We start from the raw sequence: 16,078 nt of genomic DNA on the forward strand, positions 1-16,078 counted from the left end.
CCGCGTGATATGACCGACTCCAGTCCGAGCGCAAGCCCTTCGAGCTTGAAAATATACTTCCGTCTGCTCAGTTACGTTAAGCCCTATATGGGCTTGTTCGCATTGAGTATCCTCGGATTTCTGATTTTCGCGTCGACCCAGCCGATGCTGGGTTACATCCTCAAGTATTTTGTCGACGGCCTCTCCAACCCGGAAGCCGTGCTGTTCCCGACCGTGCCATTCCTGCGCGACCTGCAACTGCTGCAGGCCGTGCCGCTGCTGATCATCCTGATCGCGGCCTGGCAGGGCTTGGGTTCGTTCCTGGGCAACTATCTGCTGGCCAAGGTTTCCCTGGGCCTGGTCCACGACCTGCGGGTACAGTTGTTCAACAACTTGCTGACGCTGCCCAACCGTTATTTCGATAACCACAACTCCGGGCACCTGATTTCCCGCATCACCTTCAACGTGACCATGGTCACCGGGGCGGCGACCGATGCCATCAAGGTGGTGATCCGCGAAGGCATGACGGTGATCTTCCTGTTCGCCTCCCTGCTGTACATGAACTGGCGACTGACGCTGGTCATGATCGCGATCCTGCCGCTGATTGCCGTGATGGTCAGCACCGCCAGCAAGAAATTCCGCAAGCAGAGCAAAAAGATCCAGGTGGCCATGGGCGACGTCACTCATGTGGCCTCGGAGACCATCCAGGGCTATCGCGTGGTACGCAGCTTCGGTGGCGAAGTCTATGAAGAGAAGCGCTTCCTCAAGGCCAGCCAGAGCAACACCAACAAGCAACTGCGCATGACCCGCACCGGGGCGATCTACACGCCAGCATTGCAGTTGGTGATCTACTCCGCCATGGCTGTGCTGATGTTCCTGGTCCTGTACCTGCGTGGCGACGCCTCTGCCGGTGACATGGTGGCCTACATCACCCTGGCCGGTTTGTTGCCCAAGCCGATCCGCCAACTGTCCGAGGTCAGCTCGACCATCCAGAAAGGCGTGGCGGGCGCCGAAAGCATTTTCGAACAACTGGACGAAGACGTTGAGGTCGACCACGGCACCATCGAGCGTGACCAGGTCAGCGGTCGCCTGGAAGTGCGCAATCTGAACTTCACCTACCCTGGCACCGAACGCCATGTGCTCAAGGACATCAGTTTCACCGCCGAGCCTGGGCAGATGATCGCCCTGGTGGGACGTTCGGGCAGCGGCAAATCAACCCTGGCCAGCCTGATCCCGCGCTTCTACCACCATGAAAGCGGCGAAATCCTGCTCGACGGCGTAGAGATCGAAGACTACAAGCTGCTCAACCTGCGCAAGCACATAGCCCAGGTCACCCAGCACGTGACGCTGTTCAGCGACACCGTGACCAACAACATCGCCTACGGCGACCTGGCCGGTGCGCCTCGCGCCGACGTTGAAGCGGCGGCGGCGGATGCCAACGCCAAGGACTTCATCGACCAGTTGCCCAAAGGCTTCGATACCCAGGTCGGCGAGAACGGCGTGCTGTTGTCCGGCGGCCAGCGCCAGCGCCTGGCCATTGCCCGGGCACTGCTCAAGAATTCGCCGTTGTTGATTCTCGACGAGGCCACCTCGGCCCTCGACACCGAGTCCGAGCGGCATATCCAGGCGGCACTGGACAAGGTCATGCAAGGCCGCACGACCCTGGTGATCGCACACCGCTTGTCGACCATCGAAAAGGCTGACCTGATCCTGGTGATGGACGACGGCCGAATTGTCGAGCGCGGCACCCACGGCGAGTTGCTGGCGCAGAACGGTTATTACGCCCGCCTGCATGCCATGGGCCTGGATGCACCGGTAGCGGCTGACATCACCTGATCCAACAGCGACACAGAGCTAATGTGGAAGGGGGCTTGCCCCCGATAGCGGAGTGTCAGCTTGTAGAAATACTGGCTGATACACCGCCATCGGGGGCAAGCCCTCTTCCACATTTGGCCGGCAGTGCGCGCAAGCCATCGCAAACCCTGTGCTAATATCGCGCCCCTGTTCATTTTGTATGTGGGTTGCTCCATGAAGTTGTCCATGCCGCGATTCAATCAAGCCGCTGTCTTGGTGGTCGGCGATGTCATGCTCGACCGTTACTGGCATGGCGGTACCTCACGGATTTCCCCTGAGGCGCCGGTGCCGGTAGTCAAGGTCGAGCAAATCGAAGACCGCCCAGGTGGCGCTGCCAACGTCGCCCTCAATATTGCCGCCCTCGGCGCCCCGGCCTCCCTGGTAGGGGTGACTGGCGACGACGAGGCTGCCGACAGCCTGGCCAACAGCTTGCAGGGTGCCGGCGTGCGCGCGCTGTTCCAGCGCATCGCCCATCAGCCGACTATCGTCAAGCTGCGGGTCATGAGCCGTCACCAGCAATTGCTGCGTATCGATTTCGAAGAACCCTTCGCCACCAATGCCCTGGCCCTCAGCGACCAGGTCGATGCGTGGCTCGAAGGTGTCAAGGTGCTGGTGTTGTCCGACTATGGCAAAGGTGCCTTGCAGAACCACCAGGTGTTGATCCAGGCCGCCAAGGCCCGCAACATTCCGGTGCTGGCCGACCCCAAAGGCAAGGACTTCTCGATTTATCGAGGCGCCAGCCTGCTGACACCAAACCTGAGCGAGTTCGAAACTATCGTCGGCGGTTGCGTCGATGAGCACGAGTTGGTGAGCAAGGGTGCCGCACTGATGGCTGAACTCGACCTGGGCGCCTTGCTGGTGACCCGTGGCGAGCACGGCATGACCCTGCTGCGACCTGACCATCCGGCCATGCACCTGCCGGCTCGGGCCCGTGAAGTGTTCGACGTTACCGGTGCCGGAGACACCGTGATTTCCACCCTGGCGGCGTCCATCGCGGCCGGCGAAGAGTTGCCTCACGCCGTGGCCTTGGCCAACCTGGCGGCGGGTATTGTGGTGGGCAAGCTGGGTACCGCGGCCATCAGCGCACCGGAATTGCGCCGTGCGATCCAGCGTTCCGAAGGCTCGGAACGCGGCGTGCTGGGCCTGGAGCAATTGCTGCTGGCGATTGACGATGCCCGCGCCCACAACGAGAGCATAGTCTTTACCAACGGCTGCTTTGATATCCTGCACGCCGGGCATGTGACTTACCTGGAGCAGGCGAGTGCCCAAGGCGATCGCCTGATCGTTGCGGTCAACGACGATGCGTCGGTCAGCCGCCTGAAAGGCCCGGGCCGACCGATCAACAGTGTCGACCGGCGCATGGCGGTGCTGGCGGGGCTGGGTGCGGTGGACTGGGTGATCAGCTTCTCCGAAGATACTCCGGAGAACCTGCTGGCCCAGGTCAAGCCCGACGTGTTGGTCAAGGGCGGTGACTATACCGTCGATAAGGTGGTCGGTGCGGATATCGTCAGTGCCTATGGCGGCACGGTCAAGGTGCTGGGGCTGGTTGAAAACAGCTCTACCACTGCTATCGTCGAAAAGATCCGCAACAACGAGTGACACCCGTGACGCCCGGGGCGAGCCTGCTCGCCCCTAGCTCTTCTTCGGCACGATCTTGCGCAGCATCTGCCGCGCCTTGCCGGTCAGACGCTTGAGTTTCGAGTCCTTTTCCGGTTCTGCCAGGCCCTGCTGCCTTAGCCAATCCTTCCAGCGAATCCGCTCGTCGCGCACCAGCCAGCCTTCCTGCCGGGCGAAGCTTTCCGCCAGGTACAAGCCGCGTGTGCTGGCCGGGTACAACTGGTCTTTCTTGACGGTATACAACTCGGCGAGCGGCTCGCCGTCTTTCAACGGCATCAGGTACAGGTCCGGGCGCTGACGGTCCAGGCGCGCCACCAGTTGGTCGCCTTCGAGGCGCTCATCCACATGGAACAAACTGAGTGACTTGGCTTCCTTCGGCACTTCCAGGCGCAGGTCATAAATCAACTGCAGTGACGCCGTCGGCAGGTGCACGTAGGCCCGCGGGCGCTCGATCAATTGGGTGGTTGCGCAGCGTACCGGGCGAGCGGCGCCGGACAAGGGGCTCAGGCGAAACGGCAGGGCTTCGCGGTAGTGCAGAGCGGCGGAGTAGGGCGCCGGCAGCCAAGTGTCGTTGAAGCGCCCGCCGAGCCAGCCTTCCGGGGTTTCGAGCAGGCATTCCTCGGCAATTTCCTGGATGGCAGTGTGCAGTGGCAGGTTCAGTTCATGGGCCGGAACGTAGCCGGAGATCAGCTTGAGCACCACATCGCCACGGTCCTGGCGGCGTTGGCGCACCAGCACCCAGTAATCCTTGTTCTGCCAATGCAGGGTCAGGCGTACCGAAACGCCGAGGTTCGCCAGTTCGAGGGCGAAGCGCTCGGCGTCCGGAACCTCTACCGGCTTGCGCCGTTGCAGGGTCTGGGCAAAGTTGAGCGGCATGCCGACGCTCTGGTAGCTCAGGCCCTCGGGGGTGGCTTCGACGTGCAGCGGCAGTGTCTTGAAGTTACTCGGGTTTTTTCGAATCAGCGTTCGCGGCATGTCGGCTCCTTCTTGCGACGGGGTCGGCCGCGTCGGCGGCATCAGAGTTGACGAATGACCCGGGCAGCGGTCGCCGCGTTATGGGCCAGGTGCAGCGGATTAATGGTCCCGACAATAGCACTGGCGACGCCCGTTTGCGCAAACAACAGCTTGAAACTGGCATCAATTGGATCCATTCCTGGCTCCAGGCACACGTGGCCGCTGGCCAGGGCCTTTTTCACCAGGATGCCTTTGCCATGGGCTGCTGCATAATCGATCACGGCTTTTTCGGCCTGCTCGTTGAGGTTGTAGGTGACCATCGCGCAATCACCCTGTTCCAACGCTTTTATGCCGCCTTCGACGGTCTTGCCGGAAAAACCGAAAGCGCGAATCTTGCCATCTTTTTTCAGCTCTGCCAGGGTCTGGTAAACCTCGCAATCGTTGAGGATATGCAAGTCGTTGCCATCGGAATGCACCAGCACCAGGTCGATAAAATCCGTTTCAAGGCGTTTCAGGCTGCGTTCAATCGACATCCGCGTATGGTCCGCGCTGAAATCGTGCCGGGACACGCCATTGGCAAATTCTTCGCCGACCTTGCTGACAATCACCCAGTTCTTGCGTTGCCCGCGCAATAACGGGCCCAGGCGCTCTTCGCTCATGCCGTAGGCCGGTGCGGTGTCGATCAGGTTGATGCCCAGCGAGCGGGCCAGGAGCAGTAGCCTGCGTGCCGCTTCGTCGCTGGGGATCTGAAAGCCGCTGGGGTATTTCACCCCCTGGTCGCGGCCCAGCTTGACGGTACCCAGGCCCAATGGCGACACCTGCAGGCCGGTGTTGCCCAAGGGCCGATGAAAGTCGTGCAGGGTTAGCAGGCTCATGGCAACAGTTGCTCCCAGGCAGGTTGGCCGATAGTCGGTTTTGGCAGGTCGGGCAGCGGCGCGCTGGCGCCAGGGCGGATGCCGTCGCGTTCCAGGGCGTGCAGGACCCGGTCGGCGAAGTCCGGCGCCAGGGCCAGCTTGGTCGGCCAACCGACCAACAGGCGGCCTTCTTCGGCGAGGAAGGCGTTATCGGGGCGGGTCAGCCCCGATTGCAGCGGTTCGGCGCGATCCACCCGCAGGGTTGCCCACTGGGTCTGGCTCATGTCGATCCAGGGCAGCAATTGCGCCAACTCCTTCTGTGCGGTGGCGATCTGTTCTTCTGGTGTGCGTGCCACGCCATCAGCCTCGGCGATATCGCCGCCCATGTACCATACCCAGTTGCCGTCGGCAGCCGGGTGGGTGGTCACGGTGAGGCGCGGCTTGGTGCCGCCGCCCAGGCAATGGGCATACAGGGGTTTGAGGCCCGGGCCCTTGGCGATGATCATATGCAGCGGGCGTTTTTGCATGGCCGGCTGGCTCAGGCCCAGGGCCGCGAGCACATCGGCGATACCGCCGCCGGCACTCAATACGATGCGCTGGGCACGGATCTCGCGGCCGTCGACCTTCAAGCCCACCAGGGTGCCGTCCTCGAGCAGGGGCTCGATGTGCTGGCCGGCAAGCAAGCCGTCACCCGCCAGTTGTGCCAGGCGTTCAATCAGACTCGGTACGTCCACCACCAACTCCGCCAGGCGATAGACCTTGCCCTTGAAACGGCGGTCTTGCAGGGCCGCCGGCAACTCGTCGCCCTTGACCTGATCGACCCGCCCGCGCACGGCCTTGCTGGCGAAGAAGCTGGTGAGGTTGCCAGCGAGGGTACCCGGTGACCATAGGTAATGGGCTTGGGACAGTACGCGTACGCCGGACAGGTCCAGCTCACCGTCGCCTGTCAAGGCTTCACGCCAGCGGCGCGGCATGTCGGCAATGGCTTCGGAGGCGCCGGTGAGGGCGCCGTGCAGGGCGTATTTCGCGCCGCCGTGGATGATGCCCTGGGATTTCACGCTTTGCCCGCCACCCAGGGTGGCGCTTTCCACCACTACCGTGGAAAACCCTTGGCGGCGCAGGCGTGCGTTGAGCCATAGGCCGGCAACCCCGGCGCCGACAATCAGAACGTCGGTGGAAATAACGGATGGCATCGGCAACCTCAGTGTTCATGACAAGAGGCGCAGTATACAGGCTGTTGAGTGACGGTCAGTGCCCGACGGTTTTCGAGAACAACTGAATCACCACCACGCCCAGTACAATCAGGCCCATTCCCAGCATCGCCGGAACATCCAACTTCTGCCCATAGATGAACAACGCTGCGACACTGACCATCACGATCCCCAGCCCCGCCCAGACCGCATAGGCCACGCCCACCGGCACGGTACGCACCACCAGGGTGAGCATCCAGAACGCGACGCCATAACCCACAATCATCAACAGCAACGGGATCGGTGTGCTCAAGCCCTTGACCGCTTTCATGGAGACGGTCGCGACCACTTCCGAGCAAATGGCAATGGCCAGGTAAATATAGGCGGCATTCATGGGGAAACCCTCGGTGTGTTAGGTACTCGATAAGGTCGGCATTCTAGTCGTTTGCCAGATGCGGTAAAGTCATTACCTATCTGGATTGGAGATGGGTTGAGCCATGAGCGTGCAGTGGAACCTGGAACAGATGCGCCTGTTTGTCAGCGTCGCCGAACGGCGTTCGTTTTCGGCCGTCGCCCGCGATCAGCGCAAGGCCCAATCGGCGATCAGCAATGGCATTGCTTTACTGGAAGCGGACTTGGGCGTGAGCCTGTTTGAACGTAGCAGCGGCCGCCAGCCGAGTTTGACCGAGGCCGGCGCCGTATTACTGGAGGAAGCGCGTGAAGTGCTGCGCCAGTGTGAGCGCCTCAACGGACGGGCGCTGTCCTTGACTCGCGGCGAGGAAGCCTGCCTGCGCCTGGCCCAGGATGAGGCGATGTTGTTCCAGCCTGTGCTCGATAGCCTGGAGGCGCTGGCCGTGCAATACCCGCTGCTGGAGGTGCAGTTGTCCAGCGCGGCCCAGGGCGATGTGGCACGCAAACTGGTGGAGCGCAAGGCGGACCTGGGGCTGCTGTTCTATCACGACCAGATTCCCGAAGCCTTGGAGCGACGGGTGGTGGGCAGCGTGGAAATGGTCACGGTGTGCGGTGTGAACCACCCGTTGGCCAAGAAGGATTACGTGACGTGCCAACACTTGGCCCAGTTTCGGCAGTTGCTGATGTCGACCCAGACCAGTGTCTACCCCGGCAGCGAGGCGGCCAGCCCCCTGGTGTGGCGCGCCGACAGCTTCTACGTATTGGCCGAGTGGCTGATGAGTGGCCTGGGCTGGGCCTGGCTGCCTCGGCATATCGTGCAATACCCGACCTACCAGCAACAGATGGTCGAATTGACCAGCGAATGGACCCCGCCTGCCCTCGTGGTGGAGCTGGTGTGGCGCCGCGATGAACACCTTGGACCCGCCGCTCGTTTCCTGGCCAGACGTTTTGCCGAGTGCTTGCAGGCGATCGACTGAAAAAGCCGATAAACTCCGCCGCCATGAATAGAACTCTCTACAGCTGTCTGTTTTACCTGGCGCTGCCGTTGGTGGCCTTACGTTTGTGGTTGCGCGCGCGCAAGGCGCCGGCCTATGCCAAGCGTGTGGGCGAACGGTTTTCCTATGGCTTGCCGGCGATGCGCCCCGGCGGGATCTGGGTGCATGCCGTGTCGGTGGGCGAAAGCATTGCCGCCGCGCCGATGGTTCGTGGTTTGTTGGAGCGTTATCCACAGCTGCCGATCACCGTCACCTGCATGACGCCCACCGGTTCCGAGCGGATCCAGGCACTGTTCGCCAACGAGCCGCGCATCCAGCATTGCTACTTGCCTTACGACTTGCCTTGCGCCGCCAAGCGATTTCTCGATCGCGTGCAGCCCAAGCTGGCGGTGATCATGGAAACGGAGCTGTGGCCCAACCATATCCATGCCTGCGCCCAGCGCGGTATCCCGGTGGCACTGGCCAATGCACGGTTGTCGGCGCGTTCGGCCAAGGGGTATGCGCGGTTCGCCAAGCTGACGGCTCCGATGCTGGCAGAAATGAGCTTGTTCGCCGTACAGACCGAGACCGAGGCGGAACGCTTTCGCAGTTTGGGTGCGCGCCCTGAAACCGTGGAAGTGACCGGCTCGATCAAGTTCGACCTGAGCATCGACCCCCAGTTGACGGCCCGCGCGGCCGCTCTGCGTGAACAATGGGGCGCCAGCGAGCGTCCGGTCTGGATCGCCGCCAGTACCCACGAAGGTGAAGATGGTGTGGTGCTGGCAGCTCATCGCCAGTTGCTGGCGAACTATCCCAATGCACTGCTGATTCTGGTGCCCCGTCATCAGGAGCGCTTTGGCCCGACGTTTGAGCGCTGCGTGCAGCAAGGGTTTGCCACCGTGCGTCGCACCAGCGGTGAGCCGGTCACCGAGCAAACCTCGGTGCTGCTTGGCGACACCATGGGCGAGTTGCTGTTTTTTTATGCCCTGGCCGACAGCGCATTCGTCGGCGGCAGCCTGGTGCCGACGGGTGGGCACAACCCGCTGGAACCGGCGGCGCTGGGTAAACCGGTGATCATGGGCCCGCATGTCTTCAACTTTCTCGACATCACCGCGATGATGCGCGACGCCGGGGCGTTGCGAGAGGTGGACGATGCCGACGGGCTGGCCGAGGCGGTGCGACAGTTGTTCGAATTACCTCAGGACGCACGCAAGATGGCACAGGCGGGGCTCAAGGTGATGCAGGCCAATCAGGGCGCGCTCAAACGCTTGCTGGATGGTTTGGACAAACTGATCAAGCACTGACAACACCAATCAAATGTGGGAGCTGGCTTGCCTGCGATAGCATCACCTCGGTGTACCTGATGTACCGAGGTGTCTGCATCGCAGGCAAGCCAGCTCCCACATTGCTTTAGCGGTGCGCTTAATAGCCGGGGCGGGCCTTGAGCTGTTCGGCAGCGGCTTTGGCCAGGTCCGGCGGCAGGAAGTCCTTGTCCGGGTTGTAGTCGGCCTTGAGATAGCGGGCCAGATCCTGCAAATCCCCTGGGTTGAGCGTGCCCGCCGCTTGCTTCAAGCGCAGGTTGTCGAGGATGTAGTCATAGCGGCTGTTGTTGTAGTTGCGCACCGACGCGTACAACTGGCGCTGTGAATCCAGCACATCGACGATATTGCGCGTGCCCACCTGATAACCGATCTCCGTGGCTTCCACCGCGCTCTGGTTGGAGATGATCGACTGGCGGCGTGCCTGTACCTGTTCCACATCAGTATTCACTGCGCGGTGCAGGTTACGGGTATTTTCCACCACCTGGCGGCGCAGGCCCTCGCGTTGTTGCTCGGTCTGGTCCAGGCGCGAATAGGATTCGCGCACTTGCGAGCTGGTGAGGCCGCCGCTGTAGATCGGGATGTTCAGGCGCAGGCCGATGGTGCGTTGCGACACATCACCGCCGTACGGAATGGGCAACTGATTCGGGTTGCTGAAACCCAGGGCGTCGTTGTCACCCTTTTCGTATTGCGCGACGGCGTCGAGGGTCGGCAAGTGCCCGGCCTTGCGCTGGCGCAGGGTTTCTTCAGCGGCGGTCACCGCGTAGTTGCTGGCCAGCAGGTTGAGGTTCTGGCGACCGGCCGTTTCGACCCAGGCCTTGGCGTCGTTCGGTGCCGGCGGCAGCACGGGCAGGGTGTGGACGATGCCCTGGATGGAATTGTATTGGCGATTGGTCAGGGTGATCAGCGCTTCGAAGGCGTCATCTACCTGGCGCTGGGCAACGATGCGGTTGGCCCGGGCCGTGTCATAGCTGGCCTGGGATTGCAGCACATCGGTCTTGTCCGACAGGCCCACGTCAAAACGTTCGTTGGACTGGTCGAGCTGGCGCTTGAAGGCATTTTCTTCGGCCTTGGTCGAGGCCAGGTTGTCCTGGGCGCGCAGCACGGCGAAGTAGCTCTCGGCGCTTTGCAGGATCAGGTTCTGCTCGGTGGCCGACAGTTGCAGCGAGGCTTGTTCGTTGACGGCTTCGGCGGCTTGCAGTTGGAACCAGCGATCGGCGCGGAACAGTGGCTGGCTCAGTGTGGCGCGCCAGGAGTGGGCGTCGCGGTTGGCCGTGGCGGCCGGCTGGTCGATCTGGGTGCGCACGTTATTGCTATCGGCACCGGCCGACAGGTTTGGCAGCAAGCCGGCACGAGCCTGGGGCACTACTTCTTTTTGCGCGCCATATTGGGCGCGGGCAGCGGCCAGGTCGGCGTTGTTGTGCGCCGCTTCCTGATAGACGCTGACCAGGTCGGTGTTGGTGGACAAGGGCGCTTCAGCTGCCCAGACCATTCCATTGGTCGCACAAGACACGGCAAGAGCCAGTGAGAGTTTGCGCAGCATGAGGCGATCCCTAGTTTAAATATTACGGCGATAATTTAGCGCTCAAGGCTAAGGCTGGCCATTCCCGGCGTCAAGCCTTGAGGCAGTGCCCGAGTGTAGTGGCCGGATCACGGCACAACAATCCCACGATCACGCCATTCATCACGCTGAATGCACCGCTATTGGCAATTTGCCCACGCCATGGTCTAGACTGGCCGAGTTCTTGTCGGGGTGCCTTGTTGGAAGGCTGAGATCGGTAAATACCGGATCCCGTTGAACCTGATCAGGTTAACGCCTGCGTAGGGAACAAGATTTCTCGTCACCCGGCGAGTCCTCTTGTGCTTCGTCCGGGATGTTATTCGACCATCGAACGGCCCTCGAGTACCGAGCACAGCACTGGTTTCAGTGCGTCCATCCGTCACAGGTTCGCTCCGACAAAAATCCACCGCCTGGATAAGTTGGAGAGCCCGTGATGACGACAAAACTAAAAAATACCGTGCACCTGAGTGAATCGGCCAAGGTCGACTCCGGCTCCGTGCAGCCGTTTACCCGCTCGCAAAAAATCTACGTACAGGGCTCGCGCCCCGATATCCGCGTGCCCATGCGGGAAATCAGCCTGGATGTGACCCCCACCGAGTTTGGTGGCGAAATCAACGCCCCCGTGGTGGTCTACGACACCTCCGGGCCCTACACAGACCCCAATGTTGTCATCGACGTGCGCAAGGGCCTGGCTGATGTGCGCTCGCCCTGGATCGAGGAGCGGGGCGATACGGAGCGCCTGTCCTGCCTGAGCTCCAAATACGGCCAGGAACGCCTGGATAACCCGGACCTGGCCTACCTGCGCTTTGCCCACCTGCAAAACCCGCGTCGTGCCAAGGCCGGCGCCAACGTCAGCCAGATGCACTACGCGCGCAAAGGCATCATCACGCCCGAGATGGAGTTTGTGGCCATCCGCGAAAACATGAAGCTCGAAGAGGCCCGCGCAGCCGGTCTGCTCAAGCAGCAACATGCCGGGCACAGCTTTGGCGCGAGCATTCCTAAGATCATCACGCCTGAATTCGTGCGCGAAGAAATCGCCCGCGGCCGCGCAATCATCCCGGCCAACATCAACCACACCGAACTGGAACCGATGATCATCGGCCGCAACTTCCTGGTGAAGATCAACGGCAACATCGGCAACAGCGCCCTGGGTTCGTCCATTGAAGAAGAAGTGGCGAAGATGACCTGGGGCATTCGCTGGGGGTCGGACAACATCATGGACTTGTCCACCGGCAAGCACATCCATGAAACCCGCGAGTGGATCATTCGTAACTCGCCGGTGCCGATCGGCACGGTGCCGATCTACCAGGCCCTGGAAAAAGTCGACGGCGTCGCCGAGGACCTGACCTGGGAGCTGTTCCGCGACACCCTGATCGAACAGGCCGAGCAAGGTGTGGACTATTTCACCATCCACGCCGGTGTGTTGCTGCGCTACGTGCCGCTGACCGCCAATCGCGTCACCGGCATTGTCAGCCGTGGCGGCGCGATCATGGCCAAGTGGTGCCTGGCCCACCACAAGGAAAATTTCGCCTACACGCATTTCGAGGAAATCTGCGAAATCATGAAGGCCTATGACGTCAGCTTCTCCCTGGGTGACGGCCTGCGCCCGGGCTCGGTCGCCGATGCCAACGATGCCGCACAGTTCGGCGAGCTGGAAACCCTGGGCGAGCTGACCAAAATCGCCTGGAAGCACGACGTACAAACCATGATCGAAGGCCCTGGCCACGTGCCGATGCAACTGATCAAGGAGAACATGGACAAGCAGCTGGAGTGCTGCGACGAGGCGCCGTTCTACACCCTCGGCCCGCTGACCACTGACATCGCACCGGGTTATGACCACATCACTTCGGGTATCGGTGCGGCGATGATCGGCTGGTTCGGTTGCGCCATGCTTTGCTATGTCACGCCCAAGGAGCACCTGGGTTTACCGAACAAGGATGACGTGAAGACCGGGATCATCACCTACAAGATCGCCGCGCACGCCGCCGATCTCGCCAAAGGCCATCCGGGTGCGCAGATTCGCGATAACGCCTTGAGCAAGGCGCGCTTCGAGTTTCGCTGGGAAGACCAGTTCAACCTGGGCCTGGATCCGGATACCGCACGGGCGTTCCACGATGAGACCCTGCCGAAAGAGTCGGCCAAGGTCGCGCATTTCTGCTCCATGTGCGGGCCGAAATTCTGCTCGATGAAGGTCACCCACGAAGTGCGTGAGTACGCGGCCAACCAGCGTATTGAAGCGGTGGATGTGGACGTGGCCAAGGGTTTGGCAGAGCAAGCGGAGCGGTTCAAGCGCGAAGGTAGCCAGCTGTACCAGAAGGTCTGATTCGCAAAACGCAGTTGCTTGTACCGGCCTCATCGGGGGCGAGTCGAATCGTCGCACCGCCCCCGATAGGCATCTCCCAAATAACAAATCCCCTCAGGGATAGCCCCTTGGGCCTTCACCCTCTTCAGTGGCGAGCCGGCACCAGTTCAGGCTTGATCACACCGCTGAGGCGCGCATAAGGGATGGTCATTTCAATCAGCCCCATGGCATAAGGGGCGATGGTGGCGACGTTGTACTTGAGTACCACGCCGCTGCTGGTCAGGGCCACGTTCGGGGTTTTCTGAAACGGCCAGCTCTTCACGAACTCTGGGTCGCGGTCCATCTGCGAGTTGATCAGCCAGGTGTTGTGGGCGACCTTCGCGGCGTTCCAGAACGCCTGTTCCTGGCCGGGCAACAGCATGTCGGCCAGGCTCAGCTCCTTGTGCAGCAGGCGTGAATAATTGATGAAGCCGCGCCCCGGCTCGCCGTGGGCGACGCCGGTGTCCAGGTAGCTGGACACTTCAATGATCACCAGTGCGTCATGCTGCTCGCGTACCTTGGCCTGCAAGTACATGCTGTGGCGGTTCGGCGATTCACGCAGGAACTTGTCACGATAGGCATTCAAGGTGGCCGGCACGGCAGCACCCGGGGTGGTGCGGGTCATTTGCAGCAGGCGTTGCTCTACCAGGGTGTCGAGCTGCGGCTCGGCCGGGAAGTGCAGGGTGTCGATGTTCACCAGGGGGCAGTCAGGGCTGTCGCAGCCGGGCTTGATCTGCTCCGTTTTATCGGGGGTGGTGTCCAGCGGCTTGAGATGGCCGGGTTGGAACAGGCTTTGACAGGCACCCAGGGTCAAGGCAATACAGGCCACGGAGGCGATTCTTAAAAGCGACATGTGTGTCCTTCGTAAATCGGTGGAAAGCGAAAAAGAGTAGCGCTTGGACTGCCGACGAGGCCGTCAGTTCGCCACTAGACTGATAAGGGTGAGTTTGACGTCCGCCGCCTGTCCCGGCAACCGGAAAGGGGCTGCATCAACGGGCATTGGCGCGTTAGGATGGCGCGAATTGCACGCAGACATTGAGGGAAAATATGACGGACATTGCCAAGTCCACGCCGAACAGGATCGAGATCGTTCAGCGCGACAATGCCTACCAGGGCTTCTACAAGCTTGATCGCGTGCAATTGCGCCACGAGAAGTTCGATGGCGGCATGAGCCGGGTGATCAACCGCGAAGTCTTCGTGCGTCATGATGCTGTGTGCGTGCTGCCCTACGACCCACAACGCGACGAGGTGGTGTTGATCGAACAGTTCCGCGTCGGCGCCATGGGGCGCGCCGGTAATCCGTGGCTGGTGGAGATGGTCGCCGGCCTGATTGACAAGGACGAACAACCGGAGGAAGTTGCACACCGCGAGGCCGAGGAGGAAGCTGGGCTGACATTCTCCGCGCTGTGGCCGATCACCAAGTATTTCCCGTCGCCCGGCGGCAGTACCGAATTTGTCCACCTGTACCTGGGCCGTTGCGACAGCTCGGGCGCTGGCGGCGTCCATGGGTTGGAAGAAGAAGCAGAAGATATCCGCGTTACCGCCTGGGCGTTCGAAGATGCCTTGCAGGCAGTGCGCGACGGCAAGATTTCCAATGCAGCCAGCATCATCGCCCTGCAGTGGCTTGCGCTTAATCGCGCGGAAGTGAGGGGGTTATGGCAGTAAAGGCACGGGAACGTTACCGAGTTGACCTGATCGGGCTGCAAGCCGCCTGCGAGGCCAACTACGCGCGGCTGATGCGCCTGCTTCCCGACATGCGCCACACCCCAGAGGCGCGGCGCATAGCGGTGACCCAGGGTGACCAGATGCTCGGCGTGCTAGCCCTGGAGGTCATCCTCACCTGCCCCTACACCACTACGTTGCGCGTGCGCCAGGAGCACAGCCTGCCTTGGCTGCCGGTGCCGCAATTGGAAGTGCAGGTGTACCACGATGCGCGTATGGCCGAAGTGATCAGCGCCGAGCATGCGCGACGCTTTCGCAGCATCTATCCTTACCCGAATGTGTTCATGCACCAACCCGACGAGAAAGCACAGCTCAATGTGTTCCTCGGGGAATGGTTGAGCCACTGCCTGGCCTTGGGGCATGAGTTTGAAGTCGTGCGGTAGATGTGAACTGCGTCTGCTTACCCAGCTTTCTTCTTTGTGTCCTGCCCTAGCATAATCGCGCCACCTATCCATTCCAGTAATTGCCTTGGGAGAGCGCCTTGCCGAGCGTATCCAATGTGAACCCCGACGCCAGCGCGTTGTTGGTGCAGCTGTCTGACAGCCATTTGTTCGCCGAGGCGGACACTACCCTGCTGGGCATGAATACCCGTGCCAGCTTGCAGCGCGTGATCGAACTGGTGCGCGGGCAACAGCCGCGGATAGATCTGGTGCTGGCCACCGGTGACCTGTCCCAGGACGGCACGCTTGAGTCATACCAGCAGTTTCGTGACATGACCCGGCCGATTGGCGCCCCGGCGCGCTGGATCCCGGGCAATCACGACGAGCCGCAGGTCATGGCCCAGGCGGCCGTGCACAGTGATTTGCTCGAGCCGGTGGTGGATATCGGTAACTGGCGCATTACCCTGTTGGACTCCGCCGTACCCGGCTCGGTGCCGGGCTACTTACAGGACCAGCAACTGCAGCTGCTCGCCCAGGCCTTGAGCGAAGCGCCGAATCGTCATCATCTGGTGTGCCTGCACCATCATCCTGTGTCCATCGGTTGTGCGTGGATGGAGCCTATCGGCCTGCGCAATCCCGAGGCGCTGTTTGCCGTGCTTGACCGCTTCCCGCAAGCGCGGGCGCTGCTTTGGGGGCACGTGCACCAGGAGATCGACCGCGAGCGCAACGGGCTGCGGTTGCTGGCGTCGCCGTCCACCTGTATCCAGTTCGCGCCGGGCAGTGAGGACTTCCAGGTCAGCGAGCAAGCGCCGGGGTATCGCTGGCTGCGCTTGCATGCCGACGGACGGTTGGAGACGGGGGTGGAGCGGATCCAAGGCTTCGAATTTACCGTGGACTACGGCAGCAACGGGTACTGAATGAG

14 protein-coding genes and 1 riboswitch are annotated in these 16,078 nt (G+C 61.7%); of the genes, 8 read left to right on the top strand and 6 right to left on the bottom strand.

Annotation, left to right across the window (positions count from 1 at the left end; genetic code table 11):
• The first annotated feature begins 9 nt into the window (after window positions 1-9).
• Together msbA and hldE are read left to right on the top strand one after the other, a co-directional pair.
• The gene (msbA, locus tag TU73_RS01825) at window positions 10-1,815 is read left to right on the top strand and encodes a lipid A export permease/ATP-binding protein MsbA (protein WP_057010865.1); all 1,806 of its coding nucleotides are present in this window, start codon (window positions 10-12) and stop codon (window positions 1,813-1,815) included.
• Between the two features lie 192 nt (window positions 1,816-2,007).
• Entirely contained in the window at window positions 2,008-3,432 is a 1,425-nt protein-coding gene (hldE, locus tag TU73_RS01830; protein WP_046070617.1) for a bifunctional D-glycero-beta-D-manno-heptose-7-phosphate kinase/D-glycero-beta-D-manno-heptose 1-phosphate adenylyltransferase HldE, read from the top strand.
• Between the two features lie 33 nt (window positions 3,433-3,465).
• On the opposite strand, the gene TU73_RS01835 is transcribed toward hldE, so the two are convergent.
• From TU73_RS01835 to TU73_RS01850, 4 genes are read right to left on the bottom strand one after another with little or no spacing between them, the layout of a single operon-like run.
• A complete protein-coding gene (locus tag TU73_RS01835; protein WP_043047922.1) occupies window positions 3,466-4,425 on the bottom strand; it encodes a hypothetical protein in 960 nt (319 codons plus the stop codon).
• 41 nt (window positions 4,426-4,466) lie between these two features.
• The gene (locus tag TU73_RS01840; RefSeq protein ID WP_057010710.1) at window positions 4,467-5,279 is read right to left on the bottom strand and encodes an aldo/keto reductase; all 813 of its coding nucleotides are present in this window, start codon (window positions 5,277-5,279) and stop codon (window positions 4,467-4,469) included.
• On the bottom strand, window positions 5,276-6,451 hold the full coding sequence (locus tag TU73_RS01845) for an NAD(P)/FAD-dependent oxidoreductase (protein ID WP_057010711.1): 1,176 nt from the start codon (window positions 6,449-6,451) through the stop codon (window positions 5,276-5,278). Before TU73_RS01845 ends, TU73_RS01840 begins: the two co-directional genes overlap by 4 nt.
• A 55-nt stretch (window positions 6,452-6,506) precedes the next feature.
• Window positions 6,507-6,842 carry a DMT family transporter gene (locus TU73_RS01850; RefSeq protein ID WP_057010712.1) on the bottom strand — a complete coding sequence of 112 codons (336 nt, stop codon included), beginning with the start codon at window positions 6,840-6,842 and terminating at the stop codon, window positions 6,507-6,509.
• 103 nt (window positions 6,843-6,945) lie between these two features.
• On the opposite strand from TU73_RS01850, the gene TU73_RS01855 reads away from it, so the two are divergent.
• Window positions 6,946-7,836 carry a LysR family transcriptional regulator gene (locus TU73_RS01855; RefSeq protein ID WP_057010713.1) on the top strand — a complete coding sequence of 297 codons (891 nt, stop codon included), beginning with the start codon at window positions 6,946-6,948 and terminating at the stop codon, window positions 7,834-7,836.
• A gap of 23 nt (window positions 7,837-7,859) precedes the next feature.
• Entirely contained in the window at window positions 7,860-9,137 is a 1,278-nt protein-coding gene (waaA, locus tag TU73_RS01860; protein WP_057010714.1) for a lipid IV(A) 3-deoxy-D-manno-octulosonic acid transferase, read from the top strand.
• Between the two features lie 118 nt (window positions 9,138-9,255).
• Here waaA and TU73_RS01865 read toward each other — a convergent pair whose 3' ends face one another.
• Window positions 9,256-10,695 (bottom strand): TolC family outer membrane protein, encoded by a 1,440-nt coding sequence (locus TU73_RS01865; RefSeq protein ID WP_057010715.1) that lies wholly within the window; start codon window positions 10,693-10,695, stop codon window positions 9,256-9,258.
• A gap of 196 nt (window positions 10,696-10,891) precedes the next feature.
• Window positions 10,892-10,997, top strand: a riboswitch (TPP riboswitch).
• A 149-nt stretch (window positions 10,998-11,146) separates the two neighbouring features.
• Here TU73_RS01865 and thiC point away from each other — a divergent pair.
• Window positions 11,147-13,036 (top strand): phosphomethylpyrimidine synthase ThiC, encoded by a 1,890-nt coding sequence (gene thiC, locus TU73_RS01870; RefSeq protein ID WP_046070624.1) that lies wholly within the window; start codon window positions 11,147-11,149, stop codon window positions 13,034-13,036.
• A gap of 124 nt (window positions 13,037-13,160) precedes the next feature.
• Here thiC and TU73_RS01875 read toward each other — a convergent pair whose 3' ends face one another.
• A complete protein-coding gene (locus TU73_RS01875; protein WP_057010716.1) occupies window positions 13,161-13,907 on the bottom strand; it encodes an RsiV family protein in 747 nt (248 codons plus the stop codon).
• A 194-nt stretch (window positions 13,908-14,101) separates the two neighbouring features.
• On the opposite strand from TU73_RS01875, the gene TU73_RS01880 reads away from it, so the two are divergent.
• The 3 genes from TU73_RS01880 (at window position 14,102) to cpdA (ending at window position 16,073) form a co-directional block, all read left to right on the top strand.
• Entirely contained in the window at window positions 14,102-14,719 is a 618-nt protein-coding gene (locus TU73_RS01880) for an NUDIX domain-containing protein (protein WP_057010717.1), read from the top strand.
• Window positions 14,710-15,159 (top strand): DUF1249 domain-containing protein, encoded by a 450-nt coding sequence (locus tag TU73_RS01885; RefSeq protein WP_057010718.1) that lies wholly within the window; start codon window positions 14,710-14,712, stop codon window positions 15,157-15,159. The genes TU73_RS01880 and TU73_RS01885 overlap by 10 nt, the downstream gene beginning before the upstream one ends.
• Window positions 15,160-15,257: 98 nt before the next feature.
• Complete coding sequence (cpdA, locus tag TU73_RS01890; protein WP_057010719.1) at window positions 15,258-16,073, top strand: 3',5'-cyclic-AMP phosphodiesterase; 816 nt, start codon at window positions 15,258-15,260, stop codon at window positions 16,071-16,073.
• Window positions 16,074-16,078 lie beyond the last annotated feature (5 nt).

Source organism: Pseudomonas libanensis, from assembly GCF_001439685.1.
Taxonomy (GTDB): Bacteria; Pseudomonadota; Gammaproteobacteria; order Pseudomonadales; family Pseudomonadaceae; genus Aquipseudomonas; species Aquipseudomonas libanensis.

Bases quoted from the DNA above. Each gene is read 5' to 3' on its own strand.
- msbA (WP_057010865.1), top strand. From the start codon at position 10: ATGACCGACTCCAGTCCGAGCGCAAGCCCTTCGAGCTTGAAAATATAC.
- hldE (WP_046070617.1), top strand. From the start codon at position 2,008: ATGAAGTTGTCCATGCCGCGATTCAATCAAGCCGCTGTCTTGGTGGTC.
- TU73_RS01835 (WP_043047922.1), bottom strand. From the start codon at position 4,425: ATGCCGCGAACGCTGATTCGAAAAAACCCGAGTAACTTCAAGACACTG.
- TU73_RS01840 (WP_057010710.1), bottom strand. From the start codon at position 5,279: ATGAGCCTGCTAACCCTGCACGACTTTCATCGGCCCTTGGGCAACACC.
- TU73_RS01845 (WP_057010711.1), bottom strand. From the start codon at position 6,451: ATGCCATCCGTTATTTCCACCGACGTTCTGATTGTCGGCGCCGGGGTT.
- TU73_RS01850 (WP_057010712.1), bottom strand. From the start codon at position 6,842: ATGAATGCCGCCTATATTTACCTGGCCATTGCCATTTGCTCGGAAGTG.
- TU73_RS01855 (WP_057010713.1), top strand. From the start codon at position 6,946: ATGAGCGTGCAGTGGAACCTGGAACAGATGCGCCTGTTTGTCAGCGTC.
- waaA (WP_057010714.1), top strand. From the start codon at position 7,860: ATGAATAGAACTCTCTACAGCTGTCTGTTTTACCTGGCGCTGCCGTTG.
- TU73_RS01865 (WP_057010715.1), bottom strand. From the start codon at position 10,695: ATGCTGCGCAAACTCTCACTGGCTCTTGCCGTGTCTTGTGCGACCAAT.
- thiC (WP_046070624.1), top strand. From the start codon at position 11,147: ATGACGACAAAACTAAAAAATACCGTGCACCTGAGTGAATCGGCCAAG.
- TU73_RS01875 (WP_057010716.1), bottom strand. From the start codon at position 13,907: ATGTCGCTTTTAAGAATCGCCTCCGTGGCCTGTATTGCCTTGACCCTG.
- TU73_RS01880 (WP_057010717.1), top strand. From the start codon at position 14,102: ATGACGGACATTGCCAAGTCCACGCCGAACAGGATCGAGATCGTTCAG.
- TU73_RS01885 (WP_057010718.1), top strand. From the start codon at position 14,710: ATGGCAGTAAAGGCACGGGAACGTTACCGAGTTGACCTGATCGGGCTG.